Genomic DNA, 21,607 nt, shown 5'->3' on the forward strand with positions numbered 1-21,607 from the left:
AATGACGGAGCAAGTTATTTTTTTCACAATAATAATGGGCTTTTTAATTTCAGTTTTACTTTCTCCCATTTTTATTCCCTTCTTGCGAAGATTGAAATTTGGACAAAGCATCCGCGAGGAAGGACCTAAATCACACCAGAAAAAATCAGGCACGCCAACAATGGGCGGTGTCATGATTTTATTTTCCATTATCATAACCACACTGGTCATGATTGGAAAATATTCGGATCATACACCGGTAAATGCTTTTTTACTCTTGTTTGTGACCTTTGGATTTGGACTGCTGGGGTTTTTGGATGATTTTATCAAGGTGGTTTTAAAACGGAACTTAGGGTTAACATCAAGGCAGAAATTATTAGGGCAAATTATCATTTCTGTTATTTTTTATCTAATTTATAAGCATACTGGACAGTCAACTGAAATTAAGTTTCCTTTTGGGGATTTTAGCATTGATTTAGGCTGGGGGTATGTGTTATTAATTATTTTTTGGTTAGTTGGCTTTTCAAATGCTGTCAATCTTACCGATGGTCTTGACGGTTTAGTATCTGGAACCGCAGCCATTGCATTTGGAGCGTTTGCTGTCCTGGCTTGGAATCAAAATCAATTTGAGATTGCTGTCTTCTCTGTAGCTGTGGTAGGAGCTGTTCTAGGATTTTTGGTGTTTAACGCTCATCCAGCAAAAGTATTTATGGGGGATACGGGATCGCTGGCTCTTGGAGGGGCGATTGCAGCAATTGCTATTTTAACAAAGCTTGAAATCCTGCTTATTATCATTGGCGGTGTCTTTGTTATCGAAACATTGTCAGTTATTCTTCAGGTAGCTTCTTTTAAAACTACCGGCAAGCGGATTTTCAGAATGAGCCCGCTCCACCATCATTATGAACTTGTTGGCTGGTCTGAATGGCGGGTTGTTGTTACGTTTTGGAGTGTTGGTTTAATATTTGCGATACTAGGTATCTATATTGAGGTGTGGTTGTAATTGAAACAGATTGAATCTTATTGTCATAAAAAAATTCTCGTACTTGGTTTAGCTAAAAGTGGTGTAACGGCAGCCTCTTTGTTACATAAGCTTGGTGCATTTGTTACAGTGAATGATAAAAAGCCATTATCTGAAAATCCTGAGGCTCAAGGGTTACTAGAGCAAGGGATTAAAGTCATTTGTGGGGAGCATCCAATTGAACTATTAGATGAGGGTTTTGAACTGATTGTGAAAAACCCTGGGATTCCGTACTTCAACCCCATGATTGAAGGGGCTATTGAAAAAGGAATTCCGGTTATTACAGAGGTGGAGCTTGCCTATGAAATTTCGGAAGCCCCTTTTATTGGCATTACAGGAACAAATGGAAAAACAACAACGACTACGCTTGTCTACGAAATGTTAAAAGAAGGTAACAAGCAGCCGTTAATCGCTGGGAATATCGGCACCGTGGCTTCAGGTGTGGCCCAGAAGGCTGAAAAGGATGATACGATTGTCATTGAGCTTTCATCATTTCAATTAATGGGGATTAAAACATTTAACCCTAAGATTGCTATTATCACTAACCTTTATGATGCCCACTTGGATTACCATGGGACCAGAAAAGAGTATATTCAGGCAAAAGCTAAGATTACGGAAAACCAGACCGAGCTTGAATATTTAGTCATTAATGCCGATCAAGAGGAAACAATGGAAATTGCGAAGCATTCAAAAGCGAAGATTATCCCTTTCTCCACAAAGAAGGAACTTGCAGAAGGTGCGTATATCAAAGAAGGCTGGCTGCTCTTTAACGGTGAGCCAGTAATGGAAATCAGTGAAATAGCTTTACCAGGGGTCCATAACCTCGAAAACATCTTATCAGCCATGGCCGCCGCCAAACTATCAGGTGTAGAAAACAGTGCTATCCAAGTGGTTCTCAAAACCTTTACGGGTGTCAGGCACCGTTTGCAGTATGTTGCTGATGTCAATGGTAGAAAGATTTATAATGATTCGAAAGCGACGAATATCTTAGCAACTGTTAAGGCTTTGTCTGCCTTCAATGGTCCAACGATTTTGCTTGCGGGCGGACTTGATCGAGGAAATGAGTTTGATGATTTAATTCCGTACCTTAAAAATGTTAAGTCGTTAATCACCTTTGGTCAAACAGCTCCTAAGCTGGAACGTGTTGGGAAGCTTGCTGGAATAAAAACGATCAGCCGTGTCGATAATGTTGAAAAGGCAGTGCCGGAAGCTTATCGATATTCAGAACCTGGTGACGTCATTCTTTTATCACCCGCTTGTGCAAGCTGGGATCAATATAAAAGTTTTGAAGTCAGGGGAGACATTTTTATCGAAGCGGTGCATAAGCTTAAGTAAGGGCTTGTCCGAAAAGCTAAAAGCGCTTTGGGCGCTGGAGCTAGACACTCATCTAAGTTCAGCTTATTAACTACTAGCGGCCCTAAAACACGTGTTTCGAGGTGGATAGCGGTGCCGACAAAGAGAGCAACTCCCGACTTTATTTTAATGATTGTAACCTTCACACTCCTGGCAATAGGGCTCATAATGGTGTACAGTGCCAGTGCGATCTGGGCCGAATATAAATTTCAAGATTCCTTTTTCTTTGCAAAAAGGCAAACCCTATTTGCCGGGGTGGGAATCGTTGCTATGTTTTTTATTATGAACGTAAATTACTGGACCTGGCGAACTTATGCCAAAACGATTCTTATCGTTTGTTTTGTTTTATTAGTGCTCGTTTTGATTCCAGGAATCGGGAATGTTCGAAATGGTTCAAGAAGCTGGATTGGGGTAGGCGCATTCTCCATTCAGCCATCAGAATTTATGAAACTTGCAATGATTGCCTTTTTAGCAAAATATTTATCTGAGCGGCAGAAAGTCATTACCTCCTTTAAAAAAGGTCTGATTCCATCTCTAGGTCTAGCCTTTATTGCCTTTGCAATGATCATGCTGCAGCCGGACTTAGGGACCGGTACCGTTATGATGGGGACTTGTGTTGTAATGATCTTTATTGCAGGGGCCCGGATCAGTCATTTTGCTTTTTTAGGACTGATGGGTGTAGCCGGATTTGTAGGTTTGATTGCTTCCGCACCATATAGAATTAAGCGGATTACCTCTTTCCTTGATCCATGGTCGGACCCGCTGGGGAGTGGATTTCAAATTATTCAATCCCTTTATGCAATCGGTCCAGGCGGGTTATTTGGTTTAGGGCTTGGCGAGAGCCGTCAGAAGTTTTTTTACTTGCCCGAACCACAAACAGACTTTATCTTTGCGATTCTCTCCGAGGAATTAGGCTTTATTGGCGGTTCATTCATTTTGCTTTTATTTGCCCTATTGTTATGGCGGGGCATTCGTATCGCCCTAGGTGCGCCTGATTTATATGGAAGTTTTCTTGCGGTGGGTATTATTGCCATGGTGGCCATTCAAGTAATGATTAATATTGGTGTGGTCACAGGACTAATGCCGGTTACGGGTATTACGCTGCCATTCTTAAGTTACGGAGGCTCTTCGTTAACATTGATGTTAATGGCAATTGGTGTTCTCCTTAATATCAGCCGATACTCAAGATTTTAAAATGATACCCTGTTCACGAGGCAGGGTTCTTTTTATGTTTAATGGATAAAATGGATGTTGGCACGTTGGTTTTTCTTTATTACAATTAATTAACATTCTTTTTTCAAGCATATTTTCTTTTGTTTTTATAGTAGAATGTGTTTAGCAACTTTTTAGAGGTGAGAAAATGAAAGTAGTAGTAAGCGGCGGCGGGACTGGCGGACATATCTATCCAGCTCTTGCGCTCATTAGAGAAATTCAAAAGGAAAACAAAGAAGCAGAATTTTTATATATGGGAACGACAAATGGTTTAGAAAGCAAACTTGTCCCAAGGGAAAATATTGCTTTTAAATCTATTCATATTACTGGCTTTAAAAGAAAGCTATCTTTTGAAAATGTAAAGACAATTATGAGATTTTTAAAAGGTGTTCAGGATAGTAAGAGAATACTAAAAGAGTTTCAACCTGATGTTGTGATTGGTACAGGCGGCTATGTGTGCGGGCCTGTCGTTTATGCTGCAAAGAGGCTTGGGATACCAACTATTATCCACGAACAAAATAGTGTCCCAGGCTTAACTAATAAATTTTTAAGTCGATATGTTAATAAGATCGCTATTTGTTTTGAAGAAGCAAAGGAATATTTTCCAAGTGAAAAAGTGGTCTTTACAGGGAATCCAAGAGCTTCAGAGGTACTTGGAAAGGATGGAATTAAAGGTCGTCTGTCAGCTGGACTCAGTGCCACTAAGCCGGCCGTGCTAATCTTTGGCGGCAGCAGGGGGGCAAGGCCGATTAATGAAGCAGTTGTAAAGGCTTTGGCAAAATTAGCTGAAAAACCATACCAAATTCTCTATATCACTGGTGACGTTCATTACGAGAATGTTCAAAAGGAAGTAGAGCTAGTGGGCAATCCGAAAAATGTGGTGATAAAACCATTTATTCATAACATGCCTGAAGTTCTTGCTGGAATTGATTTGGTTGTGTCAAGAGCAGGAGCAACCACACTTGCTGAATTAACTTCATTAGGCATTCCAAGCATCTTAGTTCCAAGTCCGTATGTAACGAATAATCATCAAGAAAAGAATGCCAGGTCTTTAAGTGATCATGGTGCGGCAGAGTTGCTGTTAGAAAAGGATTTAAATAATAAAAGTCTTGTCAGCCATATTGACCGCATTCTATTAGATAACGAGCATTTAAAGGATATGAAAGCTAAGGCTAAAAAAATGGGCGTTCCTGATTCAGCCGAGAGACTTTATGCTGTAATGAAACAGCTAGTTAAAACAAATCAAAAGTAGCCCAAATTATTTTTATGCATAAACTGAAAAAAACGCATCTAGGAAAGTTAGGTGGAATGGATGGACGCAATTGTAAAAGAATTGCAAAACCTGAATATTGGAAAAGTAAAATCAAATGAACCTTTGTTAAATCATACGACCATTAAGATTGGCGGCCCTGCTGATATTTTTATTGAACCTTCATCTGTCGATAACTTAAAAAAGGTTATGTCAGTGATAGAAAAGTACGGGATTAAATGGCGGGCAATTGGAAGAGGCTCTAATTTGTTAGTCTCAGATAAAGGTATTGAAGGGGCAGTGATTAAGCTTGGTTCGGGTTTGGATCACCTCGAAATAAACGAAACCGAAATCACTGTCGGCGGGGGTTATTCTCTTGTTAGTTTAGCTACCTCTATAAGCAAGAAAGGGCTGTCTGGACTTGAATTTGCCAGCGGTATCCCTGGTTCAGTTGGCGGGGCAGTATATATGAATGCCGGTGCACATGGATCGGATATTAGCAAAATCTTAACGAAAGCTCATATCCTATTCGATGACGGATCGATGGAATGGCTCACAAATGAAGAAATGGAGTTTTCTTATCGAACTTCCATTCTTCAGAAAAAACGCCCTGGGATCGTAATAGAAGCTGTTTTCAGGCTTGCTCTTGGGGACCGCACAGCAATTGTAGCTCAAATGCAAAAAAACAAGGATTATCGTAAAGAAACACAGCCATGGAATTTTCCATGTGCAGGAAGTATATTCCGTAATCCTCTTCCAAATTATGCTGGAAAATTAATTGAAGATGCGGGTTTAAAAGGCTACAGCATTGGCGGTGCAAAAATATCGGAAATGCACGGGAATTTTATAGTTAACGCCGGAAATGCAACAGCTGAAGATGTCCTATCTTTAATACAGTATGTTAAGGATACTATTTTTAATCGTTATCAGGTTAATATAGAGACAGAAGTGGAGATTATCGGTCGATAACCTTACTTTTCCTGTAAGAAATTCCTTACGAATGACAAATATTGTGTTATAATTACAGATAATAATAATACGTGGATTTGAGCAAGAAAATCAGTGACGGCATGAATTTTCGTGCCGTTGTTTCTCTTTATTGTGATAGTTATGTAATATGGACTAGCTTTGGAGCAACTGCTTATAGTTTTAAAGTTTCATACATACTTTGAAAACTATAACTTAAGCGCATAAGTGCGCTCACGCTTTTCTTTTGGAGGAGAGTTATGGATGGAAAATGGTAAAATCGTTGCTCTTGAGGATCGTATTCCAAAACTAAAGGAGCAAAGAAGACGGAAGGCAAACAGACGTCTTGTACTCCTGCTTATTTTGTTTTTTGCAATGATAGTCGTTGTGGCCTATTCCCAATCTCCATTAAGCCATGTAAAACATATTAATGTGAATGGGAATGAAGCTTATTCTGATAATGAAATAATTAAGGCGAGTGGTATTACAAAGCAAACAAATATTTGGAAAGTCAAAGAAGGTACGATTGCCTCAAAACTAAGCCATTTATCAGAAATAAATAAGACAAATGTTCAGATTAAATGGCCTAATACGATTGATATTCAAGTAAAAGAACATAGTAGAGTAGCATACCTTAAAAGCGGTAAAAACTACCTTCCTATTATGGAAAACGGTAAGATTTTAAAGGATAGAAAAACGGAAATAATCCCAGTTAGTTCTCCGATTCTTTTCAAATTCAAGGAAGGTGCTGTTCTTAACTTAATGGTCAAAGAGTTAGGGAAACTTCCTAGTGAAATTACAAACTCCATTTCTGAAATACATTATTCTCCAAAAAAAACTGATCAGTATCACATTTCCTTATTTATGAATGATGGCTTTGAGGTTAGCGCGACGCTTAGAAGTTTTTCAGAAAAGATGGTTCATTATCCTTCTATTATTAGCCAATTAGACCCTAATAAAAAAGGTTTAATTGATTTGGAAGTAGGTTCGTATTTTAAGGCTTTTGGACCGGATGTGGAGGAAAAAGACGTTGAATAAGATAAAGGTGAAGGGTAGGCATCTTATCTTGTCCATTGTCTGTTTAGTTCTGGGGTTTATAGTTGCATTCTCGTATCACCTAACACAATTGAAACATCAAAACGAAAAACAGGATCTTTCTAGCAGTCAATACGAAAAAAACTTGGGACTTCGAAATGAATTAATTGCTCAAGAGGAAACCAATCGAAAGCTGGAAAAAGAATTAAATCAAACACAGGATAAAGTCCTTCAAATTGAAAAAAATCTTTCGAAGGAAACTCAAGTTTTCCTTAATCTGGCTGAGGATGCCGAAAAATACCGGATGTTCCTTGGAAAAGTAAAGGTTAAAGGAAAAGGGGTAAAGGTTACCCTTTCAGACGGTGCCTATGACCCAAAAGAGGATAATGTAAATAATTATCTTGTGCATGAACAGCATGTATTTAAAGTAGTGAACGAACTGTATATCTCAGGTGCAGCAGTTGTAGCAATAAATGGGCAGAGGCTGACAAGCCACTCCTATATTGTTTGTAACGGGCCAGTTATTACAGTGGATGGGGTGCCATATCCTGCACCATTTGTCATTACTGCAATAGGTGACCCAGACGTCCTTTCTTCTTCATTAAACCTTACAGGAGGAGTAAAGGATCAGTTAGTAAACGATAATGTAGTTTTTACACTGGAAAAGGAAGATGAAATCGTCCTAAATCCAATCTTAGGCAGCTAATTAGTCCACGGTTTAAAAGATGGAGAAGGTTAGGTGAATGAAGTGGACAAGCCGAAATTAAATTTAAGCTTTACTTTAATAGCAACATTGGTTGGATTTATGATTGCCATTCAATTCCAAACAGTAAAGAAACCAGTGGAACGGGATACACGAGATATTTGGCAGCTTCGAGAAGCACTGTTAAAAGAAAAAGAACTTCAATCTAATTTATTAAGTGAGATTCGTTCGAACGAAGAAAAACTATCAGCCTATGAATCTAAACGAAAACAAAGTAAAGAACAAGCGTTAAAGGATACACTGCAAGAATTAAAAGTTGAGGCGGGTTTAACCAATATAACAGGCCCTGGGATCAAGCTCTTAATTGAACCGGTGATTGAGGATGTTCAGCTAGGAACTCCGGTTAACGATTCTATTTCACCGGAGCTTCTAAAAAGATTATTAAACGAACTGAATATGTACGATGCTAAATACATAGCGATAGATGGTCAAAGGATCATTAACACCACGGTCATCAGAGATATAAATGGAGAAACAAAAATTGATGGGCATTCCATAAAAGGGCTGCCGATTGAGATAAAAGTAGGCGTCGATGATATGGGTACTGCGGAAAAATTATCAAACCAGATGAAAGTATCAAAAGCCAGGGATGAATTTTTTACAGAGAGCTTAAGACTTACTGTCTCGGCATCAAATCCCAATATAACGATACCTGCCTATGATAATTCCATTCGAGTTCAATACATGGAGCCGATCAAAGAAGGAGGAGGTTCCTGATGTGGCTTCCATTTATGGGACTGGTAATTGGCATCATCCTTGGCCTTTTGACTGAAATTCGAATTCCCGAGGAATACTCCAATTATTTGTCGATTGCTGTGCTTGCAGCTTTTGACACACTTTTCGGAGGAATTAGGGCATACATGCAAAATATTTATGACGAAAAGGTGTTTGTTTCAGGTTTCTTTTTTAATATTGTACTTGCAGCAAGTTTAGCTTTTCTCGGTGTTCATCTTGGTGTAGACTTGTATTTAGCAGCAGTATTTGCGTTTGGTGTCAGATTGTTTCAAAATATAGCCGTTATACGGAGAATATTATTGACGAAATGGTCAACAAACAAAGAAAAAATAGAAAAAAGTTGAAATTTTTAAAGGGAAATATGTAGTTGTGACGAATAATTTTATAAGATATGACTATGAAACTAGTATTTAAAGAAACCCCGCCGTTGAAGAGGCGTAGTTGCACTTATGCTTTCAAAGGAAAGTTATACTTACCTATTTGGGAACAAAAGATGAAATTGTTGTTCTATCCAAGGAGATTAAAAGGAGGTGCCATAGAATGAACAGCAATGAAATATATGTTAGTCTTGACATCGGTACATCCAGTGTAAAAGTTATCATTGGTGAAATGGTCAATGACTCTGGAAAAGATACGTTAAATATAATTGGTGTTGGTAATGTAAAATCAGAAGGTTTGCGTAAAGGGTCAATTGTCGACATGGATGATACCGTTCATTCTATTAAAAGAGCAATTGAGCAGGCAGAAAGAATGATTGGAATGGAGATCAGAGAAGTAGTGGTCGGCATTTCAGGAAGAGACATTATGCTTCACAATTGCCACGGTATTGTAGCCGTTTCAAGCCAAAACCGGGAAATAACAAATGAAGATGTCATACGTGTAATTGAGGCATCTCATGTTGGTTCCATACCACCCGAAAGGGAAAACATTGGTGTAATTCGAAAACAATTTATTCTTGATGGCAAGGATGAAATCAATGACCCTCGCGGGATGATTGGCGTCCGGTTAGAAATGGATGGAACCCTAATCACTGGTTCAAAATCAATCATCATTAACACATTGCGCTGTGTGGAACGTGCAGGTCTCCAAATTTTAGATATTATCCTGCAGCCATTAGCAGCAGGAGATTTTGCTTTATCAAAAGATGAGAAGAATCTTGGTGTGGCTCTTATTGATATTGGCGGAGGGTCAACGACGATTGCTGTCTTTGAGGAAGGTTTCTTAAAAGCAACCAGTGTCATTCCGGTTGGCGGAGACCTACTTACTAATGACCTTTCTAAAGTTTTGCACACCTCAACAGAGGATGCTGAAAATATTAAGGTGAGATATGGACATGCCTTCTATGATAATGCCTCAGAAGATGAGTTCTTCAGCGTACCAATCATCGGAAGTGACCAGCATCAGCAATTTAACCAGCTCTATGTATCTGAAATTATCGAAGCTAGAATGGAAGAAGTTTTTGAACTGATTGCACATGAATTGAAACGTCTTGGTGTTATGGATTTGCCAGGTGGTTTTGTCTTGACAGGCGGAACAGCTAAAATGCAAGGTGTATTGGAACTTGCTCAGGATATGTTCCAAAATCCAGTCCGTATTGCCTCACCTGACTATATAGGTGTAAGAGAACCTCAATATACAACAGCGGTTGGCTTGATTAAGTATGCTTACAAGAATGCTAGATTACCTGGTGGAACAATAGGGTCGTCTACATCAGCGGTGTCGGTTCCTGAGCCAATCGAAAAAAGAGTACCTAAACAACATCAACCTAAAGCTAAGGTAGAAAAACATCCGGAAGAAAAAATGTCATCGAAAGTAAAAAAATTCCTTGGTTACTTCTTCGAATAGTTAAAGAAGTAAATCGACGAATTAGGAGGATTTGTCATGTTAGAATTTGATACAAATTTAGATTCTCTTGCAACAATAAAGGTAATCGGAGTTGGCGGCGGAGGCAATAACGCAGTAAACCGTATGATTGAACATGGTGTACAAGGTGTAGAATTTATCGCCGTAAATACAGATGCGCAAGCTTTAAATCTATCAAAAGCTGAAGTGAAAATGCAGATTGGTGCTAAGCTTACCCGTGGACTTGGAGCAGGTGCGAATCCAGAAGTAGGTAAAAAAGCTGCAGAAGAAAGTAAAGAACAAATTGAAGAGGCACTGAGAGGTGCTGATATGGTATTTGTTACGGCTGGAATGGGTGGAGGTACCGGTACTGGTGCAGCACCTGTTATTGCGCAAATTGCTCGTGATTTAGGTGCCTTAACTGTTGGTGTGGTCACTCGTCCTTTTACCTTTGAAGGTAAAAAACGTTCAAACCAAGCATCAGGCGGAATTGGAGCAATGAAAGAAGCTGTTGATACTCTTATCGTTATTCCAAACGACCGTCTTCTTGAAATTGTTGATAAAAGTACACCAATGCTTGAAGCTTTCCGCGAGGCAGATAATGTATTGCGTCAAGGTGTTCAGGGTATTTCCGATTTAATTGCTACACCAGGATTAATTAACTTGGATTTTGCCGACGTAAAAACCATTATGTCCAATAAGGGATCAGCTTTAATGGGTATTGGGGTTGCAGCAGGTGAAAATCGTGCAACAGAAGCAGCTAAAAAGGCAATTAATTCACCATTGCTTGAGACATCCATTGATGGTGCTCAAGGTGTGTTAATGAATATTACTGGTGGCTCTAATTTGAGTCTATACGAGGTTCAAGAAGCTGCTGATATCGTGGCAACGGCTACAGACCAAGAAGTTAATATGATCTTCGGTTCTGTAATTAACGAAAACTTAAAAGATGAAATTATAGTTACAGTTATTGCAACTGGTTTTAGTGAAGAAGTAACACAGCCAAAAGTAACGCGTCCTTCTTTTGGACAACAAGTAAACAAATCTTCCGTCAACCCTGTCAAGAGAGAGCATAAACGAGAAGAAACTCCTCAATCAGAACCAGTCCGTCATACTAATGTTTCACAAGAGGATGCACTTGATATCCCTACTTTCTTACGAAACAGAAATAGAAGAAGATAATTTTTATATTAAAAAAAGCGCAGTGCTAGGCACTGCGCTTTTTTTAATATTTTCAACCATATTAATATGACAAATTCCGGTGGGTTTTGTGAAAATTTCTGATATTTTGATTACAGAAAGTGACACACTTCCGCTAGGAAAGTACGTTATACTTTTTCGTAAACAGAAGAATAGAAATTTGGAGTAGCCAATAGCTGAATTAAGGAGGAAGCTCGCTTGACGGTATATCTTGATGTAATTTGGGCTCTTAATTTGTTATTTGATAGCCTTCTCCTATACTTAACAGCTATTTTTCTTAAAAGAAGAATACAAATCTGGAGATTACTTGCCGGTGGTTTTATAGGGTCATTGATCATTTTATTATCGTTTACACCTCTTCATGCCTATACCAGTCATCCCATTGCAAAACTTATTTGTTCGATGTTCATGATACTAATAGCTTTTGGATTTAAGCGGCTTTCTTTTTTCTTTAAAGCCTTAATGACGCTATATGTATCTACTTTTTTAATTGGCGGAGGCTTAATGGGGGCCCATTATTTTATTCAATCTGATTTAGAACTTTCAGTAAAGGTACTAGCGTCAAGTGTAAAGGGGTTTGGTGACCCCATAAGCTGGCTTTTTGTTCTTATCGGTTTTCCATTAGCCTGGCACTTTGCAAGGAAAAATGTGGAAGGTATGGAAATGACGAAGATTCAATTTGATCAAATTGTCAATGTCCAACTACAAATCGAGAATGAGACATTACATTTCAAGGGACTGGTCGACAGCGGGAATCAACTGTATGACCCTTTGTCTAAATTGCCTGTTATGTTTGTCTCAGTTAAAAACCAAAGCGAATCTGTTCCTGAGTCTATTGGCAAAATCGCAGCAGCGGATCCAGAACAATTCATCATGGGAAATCAAAAGGTTCCGGATGAATGGCAGCATAGACTAAGAATCATTCCGTGCAAGGTTGTTGGACAAGAGCATCAACTGATAGTCGCGATTAAACCTGATTTGATTCTAATCGAGCATAATGGGGTTCAATATTTGTGTGAAAAGGGTCTTGTATCTTTTACGATGCAACAACTCTCAGCGGATGATGCCTTTCAATGTATCGTTCATCCTAAAATGCTGACGGGACCAAAGCAGCAAGGAGGGGCTGTGAAGGTAAGTTAATATCACTATACTCAGAAAAAACATTTTTTAGAAGGAGGAACATACATGAAAAATTGGAGATTTCGCTTATCTTACTACTGGTATAAATTATTAATAAAACTAGGATTAAAAACGGATGAAGTTTATTATATTGGTGGAAGCGAAGCATTACCACCTCCTTTAAGTAAGGACGAAGAAGAGATTTTATTAAAAAAGCTTCCAGGAGGGGATAAAGCAGCAAGATCCATCCTGATTGAACGAAATCTTCGTCTAGTAGTGTACATTGCCAGAAAATTTGAGAATACTGGCATAAACATTGAAGACCTTATTAGTATTGGAACCATTGGACTAATTAAAGCCGTTAATACGTTTAATCCGGAGAAGAAAATAAAACTTGCTACATATGCTTCAAGGTGTATTGAAAATGAAATTCTTATGTACTTAAGACGTAATAATAAAATAAGATCAGAGGTATCGTTTGATGAACCCCTAAACATTGATTGGGATGGAAATGAGTTATTATTATCAGATGTTTTGGGAACAGACGATGATATAATTACAAAGGATTTAGAGGCAAGTGTAGATCGAAAGCTGCTGACAAAGGCCTTACACCAGCTGACAGACCGTGAAAAGCAAATCATGGAGTTAAGATTTGGTCTGACCAATGGAGAAGAAAAAACGCAAAAGGATGTTGCCGATATGCTTGGGATATCCCAATCCTATATATCTAGATTGGAAAAACGCATTATTAAAAGGCTGCGCAAGGAATTCAATAAAATGGTTTAAAATAGGATCATGATCGAATAACTTAGTCTGAAATCAAGATTTAATCAAACAAGGTTTTTGGTGAAAAGAAAAATTTTTCCACCTCAAAAAACCTAATCAATTCATGAGGTTATTGCATCTTTCGACATTTATGCACCTCTCCTTGACCAAGGACAGGTGCATATTTTTCCTTCTCGGGGAGATACTGTTTTTTGTACAGCAGCTCCTGTGAGGAGGGAAAAGGATTGACTCGAAATAAAGTTGAAATTTGCGGTGTAGACACATCAAAACTTCCTGTTTTAAAGAACGAAGAAATGAGAATACTCTTCAAGCAAATGCAAGAGGGCGATATAAGTGCTCGCGAAAAGCTTGTCAACGGTAATTTACGCCTAGTCCTTAGCGTTATTCAGCGCTTTAATAATCGTGGCGAGTTTGTTGATGACTTATTTCAGGTTGGCTGTATTGGACTCATGAAATCAATTGATAACTTTGATCTAGGTCAAAACGTAAAGTTTTCCACTTATGCCGTACCAATGATCATAGGAGAAATTCGAAGGTATTTACGTGATAATAATCCAATTCGTGTGTCGCGTTCCTTAAGAGATATTGCCTATAAGGCCCTTCAAGTGAGAGAACGATTGATGAGCGAGACTTCACGTGAACCGACTGCAGAGGAAATCGCCAAGGTCTTAGAGGTACCACATGAGGAAATCGTCTTCGCTCTTGACGCAATTCAAGATCCGGTATCCTTATTTGAGCCCATCTATAATGATGGCGGTGACCCAATTTATGTAATGGACCAGTTAAGTGATGAAAAAAATAAAGATATTCATTGGATTGAAGAGATTGCCCTTAAGGAGGGCATGCGAAGACTAAATGAACGAGAAAAACTGATTTTACGAAAGCGGTTTTTTCAAGGGAAAACACAAATGGAAGTCGCTGATGAAATTGGAATTTCTCAGGCACAGGTCTCACGACTTGAGAAAGCGGCCATTAGACAAATGAATAAGAATATTCAAAGTTAAAGCTGTCCACCAGGACAGCTTTATTTTTTATAGATAAAAAAGCCTCTTGAATCATATAGTGATAATAGTATGTTAGCGGGAGTGGTGGATGGTGAAAATTTCAGAATTCCAAATAAAAGATGTCGTGAACGTAGCGGATGGTAAAAGGCTTGGTAATATAGGGGATATTGAGATTAACTTAACAACAGGCAAGATTGAAGCTGTTATCATTTCCGGGAATGGCAGGGTTCTTGGTTTTTTTGGTAAAGATGAAGAGATTGTCATACCCTGGAGAAATATTCTAAAGATTGGTCAAGACGTCATTTTAGTTAGATATAATGGCAGCAATGAATTGATTGGGGCACAACCAGAGGATTGATATTTGTGTTTCGCGGTGACCAATTATTCTTTTCATGGTAAACTATAGAAAAACATAATGAGGTAATTTGATGGAACCCTTTGTGAAAAAAAATGAATCCTATTTATCAATTGATAGCTGGATGACACAATTTCCGAAATTGGTAGCTGGCTTTACAACCAAAAACGGAGGGACGAGCAAGGGATACTTTGAAACATTGAACCTTGGATTTCATGTTGGTGATAATTTAACGAATGTTTGTTCAAATAGAGAAAAAGTGGCTGAATTGCTGCAAATCCCATTAAACGCTTGGGTGGGGGCTGAACAAACACACGGCACCTTTTTGAAGAAAATTACAAAAAAAGATCGTGGAACTGGATCCGATTCATACGATAATGCCTTTAAAGGCACTGATGGTTTTTATACGGATGAAGAGGGAATTCTGTTAACACTTTGTTTTGCTGACTGTGTCCCTCTTTTTTTTATTGCCCCTGAACGCAGGATGATTGGAGTTGCTCATGCAGGCTGGAAAGGAAGCGTTGGGCTGATCGCCAATAAAATGGTTAAAGCTTGGGGACAAGAGGGAATAAAACCAGAACAGATTTTTGTCGCAATTGGACCTTCTATTTGCGAAAAATGTTATATTGTTGACCAGCATGTTATTAACTTTGTAGAAAAATCACTAGAAGTAGGCGCAGCATTATCCTATAATTTACTTACAGAGGGGCAATATTCCCTTAATTTACAGGACTTAAATAGACTGATTCTTCTTGCCTCCGGTGTTCCGGAGGAAAATATACTATGGACAAAATTATGTTCTAGCTGCGATCAAGAGGAATTTTTCTCTCACCGCCGTGACAAAGGCAAGACAGGAAGAATGATGAGTTTTATTGGCTGGAAGGAGAATTAGTTCACCATGAGAGTAATTGAAAATCTTAAGCGAATTAGTCAACAAATAAATGAAGCTTGTGAGAAAGTCAATCGAAAAATGGAAGAAGTGACATTGATTGCAGTAACAAAATATGTCAGCATTGAAAGAGCTCAGGAAGCTTTTAATGCAGGTATTACTAATCTCGGTGAAAACCGTGATGAGGGTCTGTTAGAAAAGTGGGAAGTATTACAGGACAAGCCTATATGGCATTATATTGGGTCTCTTCAAACACGGAAAGTGAAAAACATTATTGATAAGGTCGAATATATACATTCACTCGATCGTGTTTCACTTGCCGAAGAAATAAATAAGCGGGCTAACAAAAAAATAAAATGTCTTGTCCAGGTCAATGTCTCAGGTGAAGAATCAAAACATGGTCTTTCGTTAAAGGAAGCCATTCCCTTTATTGAATCCCTTGCAAAATTTGAAAATATTGTCGTTGATGGTCTAATGACCATGGCTCCCTATACGGATGATGAACAGATTCTTCGTGATTGCTTTCGAAAATTAAGAGAACTTCGTGATCAAGTTCAGACGATGCAGTTGGAGTCTGCCCCATGTGAAAATCTTTCAATGGGTATGTCAAACGATTTTGCCCTTGCCATTGAAGAAGGGGCAACAATGATTAGAATAGGTACAGCACTAGTCGGTGAAGACGGTTAAGGAGTGAAGAAAATGACGCTAAAATCCAAACTAAAAACATTTTTCTTTTTAGATGATGAATATAATGATAATAATGATGAATATGAAGAGAAAACGGTGCCCGTTAAGCAAAAACAGCCAGTTATTAAAAGTCAAAATGTGGTCAGTTTCCAAAGCATACCAAAGCCAGTTAGTACGTCAGGTACAACGACAATGACAACGACACCTGCAAACAAATCTTCGAAAGTAATCTTAGTGGAACCAATAACATACTCAGAATCAACAGTCATTGCAGATCATTTAAAGAACCGCCGTGCTGTTGTTGTGAACCTTCAAAGTATCGACCATGAACAGGGCAGGCAAATTGTAGATTTTTTAAGTGGGGCTGTCTATGTTATTGGGGGAGACATTCAAAAGATTGGCCCAAGCATATTTTTATGTACGCCTGACAATGTGGAAGTAACCGGGAATATATCAGAGCTTCTACCTGAGCACGATAACCAAAATACAAGGTGGTAATGTGAATGGCTTTAGTTTTTACTGTATTACAGAAAATCATTGAGATTTATTCCTGGGCCTTGATTATTTATATATTGATGTCTTGGTTTCCAAATGCAAGGGAATCTTCGATTGGACAAATATTGGCTAGGATTTGTGAGCCTTACTTAGAGCCATTTAGAAAAATTATTCCCCCTATTGGGATGATGGACATTTCACCAATTGTGGCATTCCTTGTTTTAAATTTTGCCAGCAGTGGTTTACATAGTGTTTATACGTGGCTGGCTTAAAGATAACTAACATTAGGTTGTGTTTAGAGAGATGAATATTTATCAGCATTTCCGGCCTGAGGAACGTGAATATATAGACCAGGTCTTACAATGGAAAAGCAATGTGGAACAACAGTACGCCCCTAAACTAACTGATTTTCTTGATCCTAGAGAGCAGCACATTCTCAATATGCTAATTGGTGAGCATGGGGAGGTTAAATGTGAACTTTTTGGGGGAACTTCAGGGTTAGAAAGAAACAGGGCACTCATCTATCCGGATTATTTAGTTCCAAATGAAGATGATTTCCAAATCAGTTTATTTGAGATTCAATATCCTCGTAAGTTCGTCACTATTGAACATCGGCAGGTTTTAGGGACACTTATGTCTCTAGGTCTAAAACGCGGGAAATTTGGTGACATACTGATTAGTGAGGGGCGTGTTCAATTTTTTGCTGCTACTGAGATCAGTCAATTTATAAAAAACAATGTCGAATCGATTGGCAGGGCAGGGGTTAAATTGGTCGAAACGAATATCGAAAATGCCATTGCCTCTTCAGAGTTGTGGGATGAAAAGGATCTAACTGTATCTTCCTTACGGTTAGATACGGTTATTTCAGGAATGTATAATTTATCCCGGCAAAAATCCCTTGCTTTTATTCAACATGGGCTTGTCAAAGTTAATTGGACATTAATTGAGAATCCTTCCTTTCAATGTGAAGAGGGAGATATGATTTCTGTTAGAGGACAAGGCAGGGCCAAGATTATGGGGTTAGATGGAAAAACCAAAAAGGACAAATGGAGAATTACCATCGGAAAACAAAAATAATTGCAAATCAAGCAGGATTTTCGGAAAACTTGTCGAATATTTGCTTATACATATCGAAGTACAGATTGCATGGAGGTGGCTTCAATGCCGTTAACGCCGTTAGATATTCACAACAAAGAATTTAATAAGGGTTTTCGTGGATATGATGAAGATGAAGTAAATGAATTTCTTGATCAAGTCATTAAAGATTATGAATTAGTTCTTAGAGAAAAAAGGGAATTGGAAGAGCGCCTCAATGAAATGAATGAACGACTAGGCCATTTTGTAAATATTGAGGAAACACTTAACAAATCAATTATAATCGCCCAGGAAGCTGGGGAAGAAGTAAAACGGAACGCCCAAAAGGAAGCCAAGCTTATTATCAAAGAAGCGGAGAAAAATGCTGACCGCATTGTAAATGAATCTCTTTCCAAAGCGAGAAAAATTGCGCTTGAAATTGAAGATTTAAAGAAACAATCAAAAGTATTCCGTACACGTTTTAAAATGTTAATTGAAGCGCAGCTTGACATGCTGAACACGGATGATTGGGATCATCTTTTAGAGTATGAAGTAGATGCAACAGAATTAAAGATTCATGAAGAAGAAGATTCATTAGCTTGACGAAATGCTTTTTATTAGCATATAATTTACAAACATAGTAAATAGAATGGAAATTGACGATGAAAGGGACAGTACAATTTTTCTAAAACTTTTCCAGCGAGTCAGGAATGGTGAAAGCCTGATATAGTCGAAAAATTGGAAGATCACCCTCGAGTTCCAGGTTGAACTCCCTAAAAGGGACAGTAGGCTTTGGCGTGTTATTCACGTTACGAATGATAAAGAGGATAGTACGAATAGGTATTATCTATCAGGGTGGTACCGCGGGAATAAAACCTTCTCGTCCCTATTTGGGATGAGAGGGTTTTTTTTTATGGTCTAATGGCTATTCTGAGTATATGAACAAGGATTGTAGGAGGAAAGTGGAAAATGGAATATAAAGACACGTTATTAATGCCAAAAACGGAATTTCCGATGCGTGGCAATCTTCCCCAAAGAGAACCTGAAATTCAGTCAAAATGGGAAGAAATGAATATTTATCAAAAAGTACAGGAACGGACAAAAGGACGACCAATGTTTGTATTGCATGACGGTCCACCGTACGCTAATGGAGATATTCATATGGGTCATGCCCTTAATAAAATTCTAAAAGATATGATTGTCCGTTTTAAATCTATGAGCGGATATCATGCTCCATATGTTCCTGGTTGGGATACGCATGGTTTGCCGATTGAACAGGCATTAACCAACAAAGGTGTAAAACGGAAAGAAATGACGGTTGCTGAATTCCGTGAGCTTTGTACAAAGTACGCCTTAGAACAAATTGATAATCAGCGGACTCAATTTAAGCGTTTAGGTGTTAGAGGAGATTGGGAAAATCCATATATTACTCTTAAACCTGAATATGAAGCACAACAAATTAAAGTGTTTGGAGAGATGGCGAAAAAAGGCTACATTTATAAAGGTCTTAAGCCAGTTTATTGGTCTCCATCTAGTGAATCGGCATTAGCTGAGGCTGAAATTGAATACCAAGATAAAAAGTCTCCATCTATCTATGTTGGATTTAAGGTTAAAGATGGAAAGGGCGTCCTAGATACAGATACACAGATTGTCATCTGGACCACAACTCCTTGGACCATTCCAGCAAATCTTGGAATTTCGGTCCATCCTGATCTTACCTATGTAGTGGTTTCTGCGAATGGAAATAAGTACCTTGTGGCTGAGGCACTACTAGAAACGTTCACGAAAGAAGTTGGCTGGGAAGAAACAGAAGTTGTTCAAAAAGTTAAAGGTATTGATTTAGAGTATATCCTTGCTTCGCATCCACTATATGAACGTGATTCTTTAGTCATGTTAGGAGAACACGTTACAACTGATGCAGGTACTGGGTGCGTTCATACTGCTCCTGGTCATGGTGAGGATGACTTCTATGTCGGCCAAAAATATGGTTTAGATGTTTTATGTCCTGTGGATGATAAAGGGGTTATGACAGCTGAGGCAACAGGGTTTGAAGGGTTATTTTACGATACAGCTAATAAGCCGATAGTTCAAGCCTTAGAAGAAGCTGGCGCCTTGCTTAAGTTAACGTTTATTACTCACTCCTATCCACATGACTGGAGAACAAAAAAACCGGTTATTTACCGTGCTACTGCGCAATGGTTTGCATCCATTAAAGATTTCCGGGATGATCTATTAGAAGCGGTAAAAGAAACAAAATGGGTACCTGCATGGGGCGAAACAAGGTTATTTAATATGGTTCGTGACCGGGGCGATTGGTGTATTTCCCGTCAACGTGTCTGGGGTGTTCCAATTCCAGTATTCTACGCGGAAAATGGGGAAGAAATTATCACGGATGAAACGATTGAACATGTCTCTAATCTTTTCCGCGAAAATGGTTCAAATATCTGGTTTGAACGTGAGGCAAAAGATTTGCTTCCAGAAGGTTTTACACACCCTGGGAGTCCAAATGGAACGTTCACAAAAGAAACAGATATCATGGATGTTTGGTTTGATTCTGGTTCTTCTCACCAGGCAGTATTGCTTGAAAGGGAGGATTTAGTACGACCTGCTGACCTTTATCTTGAAGGTTCAGACCAATACCGCGGCTGGTTTAATTCATCCCTATCTACTTCAGTAGCTGTTACGGGTAAAGCACCTTATAAAGGGGTGTTAAGCCATGGCTTTGCCCTTGATGGTGAAGGAAGAAAAATGAGTAAATCAATAGGAAATGTTGTTGTACCTGCGAAGGTTATGAATCAGTTAGGGGCTGATATTTTACGCCTTTGGGTAGCTTCTGTCGACTATCAGGCAGATGTACGTGTATCTGATGCGATCCTTAAACAAGTCGCAGAGGTTTACCGAAAAATCCGTAACACATTCCGTTTCTTGCTAGGAAACTTAGCGGACTTTGATCCTGCAGTAAACAAGGTTGCTTACGAAGATTTACGTGAAGTAGATCAATTTATGCTTGTAAAGCTAAATAAATTAATTAAATATGTGCGTAATGCTTATGAAAATTATGAATTTGCCGGTATTTATCATGCTGTTAATAACTTCTGTACCCTTGATTTAAGTGCATTCTATCTTGATTTTGCGAAGGATGTCCTCTACATTGAGGCAGCTGATAACCATGAACGACGCGCCATCCAAACGGTTCTTTATGAATCATTAGTAGCTTTAACGAAATTGGTTTCTCCAATTCTTTCACATACAGCAGATGAAGTGTGGAAGTTTATTCCGGCAGTCAAAGAAGAAAGTGTACAATTAACAGACCTTCCTGAATATCAGGAATTAGCAGGAGCAGAAGCTCTAGAAGAAAAATGGTCCGCTTTCATGACACTCCGTGACGACGTGTTAAAAGCCCTTGAAGAGGCACGTAATCAAAAAGTAATTGGTAAATCGTTAACTGCTAAAGTTACTTTATATGTAAATGAAAAGTCCAAAGCTCTAATTGATTCTATCAGTGAAGACTTGAAGCAATTGTTTATCGTCTCTGGTTTTGAAGTTGCCGGAAGCTATGACGAAGCGCCTGAAAATGCTGTTAAATTAGATACAACAGCAATTGTGGTTACTAAGGCGGAAGGTGAGACGTGTGAACGCTGCTGGATTGTTACACCAGAGGTTGGTCAAGATCCAGAGCATAATACTCTATGTCCTCGCTGTGCTGATGTTGTAAAAGAAAACTATTCACACTTAGCATAATTTGTTAGCCCCCTGTTCCAAAAAGGCAGGGGGCTTTTTATTTTTATTCAAAATAAAAGTACTTTTAAAATTTACCTTTTTCACTAATAGTTGTTGTGGCTGTCA

At 38.6% G+C, this 21,607-nt stretch carries 22 protein-coding genes and 1 other annotated feature; all 22 genes read left to right on the forward strand.

Annotated elements, in window-relative coordinates:
- Position 1 precedes the first annotated feature (1 nt).
- The 22 genes from mraY to ileS all read left to right on the forward strand — a co-directional run bounded on the left by mraY (position 2) and on the right by ileS (position 21,502).
- On the forward strand, positions 2–979 hold the full coding sequence (gene mraY, locus CVD27_RS07905) for a phospho-N-acetylmuramoyl-pentapeptide-transferase (protein WP_101647354.1): 978 nt from the start codon (positions 2–4) through the stop codon (positions 977–979).
- On the forward strand, positions 980–2,332 hold the full coding sequence (murD, locus tag CVD27_RS07910) for a UDP-N-acetylmuramoyl-L-alanine--D-glutamate ligase (RefSeq protein WP_101647355.1): 1,353 nt from the start codon (positions 980–982) through the stop codon (positions 2,330–2,332).
- A gap of 147 nt (positions 2,333–2,479) precedes the next feature.
- On the forward strand, positions 2,480–3,544 hold the full coding sequence (gene spoVE / locus CVD27_RS07915; RefSeq protein WP_374703055.1) for a stage V sporulation protein E: 1,065 nt from the start codon (positions 2,480–2,482) through the stop codon (positions 3,542–3,544).
- Positions 3,545–3,710: 166 nt separating this feature from the next.
- Positions 3,711–4,814: an undecaprenyldiphospho-muramoylpentapeptide beta-N-acetylglucosaminyltransferase gene (murG, locus tag CVD27_RS07920; protein WP_101647357.1), complete on the forward strand. Its 1,104-nt coding sequence runs from the start codon at positions 3,711–3,713 to the stop codon at positions 4,812–4,814.
- Between the two features lie 60 nt (positions 4,815–4,874).
- Positions 4,875–5,780, forward strand: a complete 906-nt coding sequence (gene murB / locus CVD27_RS07925) for a UDP-N-acetylmuramate dehydrogenase (RefSeq protein WP_101647358.1) — start codon at positions 4,875–4,877, stop codon at positions 5,778–5,780.
- A 261-nt stretch (positions 5,781–6,041) separates the two neighbouring features.
- Positions 6,042–6,815, forward strand: a complete 774-nt coding sequence (locus CVD27_RS07930) for a cell division protein FtsQ/DivIB (protein WP_101647359.1) — start codon at positions 6,042–6,044, stop codon at positions 6,813–6,815.
- Entirely contained in the window at positions 6,790–7,518 is a 729-nt protein-coding gene (locus CVD27_RS07935; RefSeq protein WP_101647360.1) for a DUF881 domain-containing protein, read from the forward strand. Before CVD27_RS07930 ends, CVD27_RS07935 begins: the two co-directional genes overlap by 26 nt.
- Before the next feature lie 42 nt (positions 7,519–7,560).
- Positions 7,561–8,292, forward strand: coding sequence for a DUF881 domain-containing protein (locus CVD27_RS07940; protein WP_101647472.1), 732 nt, complete (start codon positions 7,561–7,563; stop codon positions 8,290–8,292).
- Complete coding sequence (locus tag CVD27_RS07945) at positions 8,292–8,654, forward strand: small basic family protein (protein ID WP_101647361.1); 363 nt, start codon at positions 8,292–8,294, stop codon at positions 8,652–8,654. The genes CVD27_RS07940 and CVD27_RS07945 overlap by 1 nt, the downstream gene beginning before the upstream one ends.
- A 196-nt stretch (positions 8,655–8,850) precedes the next feature.
- A complete protein-coding gene (ftsA, locus tag CVD27_RS07950; RefSeq protein ID WP_101647362.1) occupies positions 8,851–10,155 on the forward strand; it encodes a cell division protein FtsA in 1,305 nt (434 codons plus the stop codon).
- Positions 10,156–10,191: 36 nt separating this feature from the next.
- Complete coding sequence (gene ftsZ, locus CVD27_RS07955; RefSeq protein ID WP_101647363.1) at positions 10,192–11,334, forward strand: cell division protein FtsZ; 1,143 nt, start codon at positions 10,192–10,194, stop codon at positions 11,332–11,334.
- A 216-nt stretch (positions 11,335–11,550) separates the two neighbouring features.
- A complete protein-coding gene (spoIIGA, locus tag CVD27_RS07960; protein WP_101647364.1) occupies positions 11,551–12,492 on the forward strand; it encodes a sigma-E processing peptidase SpoIIGA in 942 nt (313 codons plus the stop codon).
- Positions 12,493–12,537: 45 nt separating this feature from the next.
- Positions 12,538–13,257, forward strand: coding sequence for an RNA polymerase sporulation sigma factor SigE (gene sigE, locus CVD27_RS07965; RefSeq protein WP_101647365.1), 720 nt, complete (start codon positions 12,538–12,540; stop codon positions 13,255–13,257).
- Between the two features lie 224 nt (positions 13,258–13,481).
- On the forward strand, positions 13,482–14,261 hold the full coding sequence (gene sigG, locus CVD27_RS07970; RefSeq protein WP_040204876.1) for an RNA polymerase sporulation sigma factor SigG: 780 nt from the start codon (positions 13,482–13,484) through the stop codon (positions 14,259–14,261).
- Between the two features lie 88 nt (positions 14,262–14,349).
- Positions 14,350–14,619 carry a YlmC/YmxH family sporulation protein gene (locus tag CVD27_RS07975; protein ID WP_101647366.1) on the forward strand — a complete coding sequence of 90 codons (270 nt, stop codon included), beginning with the start codon at positions 14,350–14,352 and terminating at the stop codon, positions 14,617–14,619.
- 70 nt (positions 14,620–14,689) lie between these two features.
- Positions 14,690–15,508, forward strand: a complete 819-nt coding sequence (pgeF, locus tag CVD27_RS07980; protein ID WP_101647367.1) for a peptidoglycan editing factor PgeF — start codon at positions 14,690–14,692, stop codon at positions 15,506–15,508.
- A gap of 6 nt (positions 15,509–15,514) precedes the next feature.
- The gene (locus CVD27_RS07985; RefSeq protein WP_101647368.1) at positions 15,515–16,192 is read left to right on the forward strand and encodes a YggS family pyridoxal phosphate-dependent enzyme; all 678 of its coding nucleotides are present in this window, start codon (positions 15,515–15,517) and stop codon (positions 16,190–16,192) included.
- Between the two features lie 12 nt (positions 16,193–16,204).
- Complete coding sequence (locus CVD27_RS07990; protein ID WP_101647369.1) at positions 16,205–16,690, forward strand: cell division protein SepF; 486 nt, start codon at positions 16,205–16,207, stop codon at positions 16,688–16,690.
- A 5-nt stretch (positions 16,691–16,695) separates the two neighbouring features.
- A complete protein-coding gene (locus CVD27_RS07995) occupies positions 16,696–16,959 on the forward strand; it encodes a YggT family protein (RefSeq protein ID WP_101647370.1) in 264 nt (87 codons plus the stop codon).
- A gap of 31 nt (positions 16,960–16,990) precedes the next feature.
- A complete protein-coding gene (locus CVD27_RS08000; protein ID WP_101647371.1) occupies positions 16,991–17,764 on the forward strand; it encodes a YlmH family RNA-binding protein in 774 nt (257 codons plus the stop codon).
- Positions 17,765–17,848: 84 nt separating this feature from the next.
- Positions 17,849–18,364 carry a DivIVA domain-containing protein gene (locus tag CVD27_RS08005; protein ID WP_101647372.1) on the forward strand — a complete coding sequence of 172 codons (516 nt, stop codon included), beginning with the start codon at positions 17,849–17,851 and terminating at the stop codon, positions 18,362–18,364.
- A 50-nt stretch (positions 18,365–18,414) separates the two neighbouring features.
- Positions 18,415–18,652: a binding site (T-box leader), on the forward strand.
- A 78-nt stretch (positions 18,653–18,730) separates the two neighbouring features.
- Positions 18,731–21,502: an isoleucine--tRNA ligase gene (gene ileS / locus CVD27_RS08010; RefSeq protein ID WP_101647373.1), complete on the forward strand. Its 2,772-nt coding sequence runs from the start codon at positions 18,731–18,733 to the stop codon at positions 21,500–21,502.
- Positions 21,503–21,607: the final 105 nt, after the last annotated feature.

The sequence above is a fragment of the Neobacillus cucumis genome (assembly GCF_002860255.1).
Lineage (GTDB): Bacteria > Bacillota > Bacilli > Bacillales > Cytobacillaceae > Neobacillus > Neobacillus cucumis_A.

What these genes read in the sequence shown, in the direction of transcription:
- mraY (WP_101647354.1), top strand. Translation starts at nt 2, where the DNA reads ATGACGGAGCAAGTTATTTTTTTCACAATAATAATGGGCTTTTTAATT.
- spoVE (WP_374703055.1), top strand. Translation starts at nt 2,480, where the DNA reads ATGATTGTAACCTTCACACTCCTGGCAATAGGGCTCATAATGGTGTAC.
- murG (WP_101647357.1), top strand. Translation starts at nt 3,711, where the DNA reads ATGAAAGTAGTAGTAAGCGGCGGCGGGACTGGCGGACATATCTATCCA.
- murB (WP_101647358.1), top strand. Translation starts at nt 4,875, where the DNA reads ATGGACGCAATTGTAAAAGAATTGCAAAACCTGAATATTGGAAAAGTA.
- CVD27_RS07930 (WP_101647359.1), top strand. Translation starts at nt 6,042, where the DNA reads ATGGAAAATGGTAAAATCGTTGCTCTTGAGGATCGTATTCCAAAACTA.
- CVD27_RS07935 (WP_101647360.1), top strand. Translation starts at nt 6,790, where the DNA reads ATGTGGAGGAAAAAGACGTTGAATAAGATAAAGGTGAAGGGTAGGCAT.
- CVD27_RS07945 (WP_101647361.1), top strand. Translation starts at nt 8,292, where the DNA reads ATGTGGCTTCCATTTATGGGACTGGTAATTGGCATCATCCTTGGCCTT.
- ftsA (WP_101647362.1), top strand. Translation starts at nt 8,851, where the DNA reads ATGAACAGCAATGAAATATATGTTAGTCTTGACATCGGTACATCCAGT.
- ftsZ (WP_101647363.1), top strand. Translation starts at nt 10,192, where the DNA reads ATGTTAGAATTTGATACAAATTTAGATTCTCTTGCAACAATAAAGGTA.
- sigE (WP_101647365.1), top strand. Translation starts at nt 12,538, where the DNA reads ATGAAAAATTGGAGATTTCGCTTATCTTACTACTGGTATAAATTATTA.
- CVD27_RS07975 (WP_101647366.1), top strand. Translation starts at nt 14,350, where the DNA reads ATGGTGAAAATTTCAGAATTCCAAATAAAAGATGTCGTGAACGTAGCG.
- pgeF (WP_101647367.1), top strand. Translation starts at nt 14,690, where the DNA reads ATGGAACCCTTTGTGAAAAAAAATGAATCCTATTTATCAATTGATAGC.
- CVD27_RS07985 (WP_101647368.1), top strand. Translation starts at nt 15,515, where the DNA reads ATGAGAGTAATTGAAAATCTTAAGCGAATTAGTCAACAAATAAATGAA.
- CVD27_RS07990 (WP_101647369.1), top strand. Translation starts at nt 16,205, where the DNA reads ATGACGCTAAAATCCAAACTAAAAACATTTTTCTTTTTAGATGATGAA.
- CVD27_RS07995 (WP_101647370.1), top strand. Translation starts at nt 16,696, where the DNA reads ATGGCTTTAGTTTTTACTGTATTACAGAAAATCATTGAGATTTATTCC.
- CVD27_RS08000 (WP_101647371.1), top strand. Translation starts at nt 16,991, where the DNA reads ATGAATATTTATCAGCATTTCCGGCCTGAGGAACGTGAATATATAGAC.
- CVD27_RS08005 (WP_101647372.1), top strand. Translation starts at nt 17,849, where the DNA reads ATGCCGTTAACGCCGTTAGATATTCACAACAAAGAATTTAATAAGGGT.
- ileS (WP_101647373.1), top strand. Translation starts at nt 18,731, where the DNA reads ATGGAATATAAAGACACGTTATTAATGCCAAAAACGGAATTTCCGATG.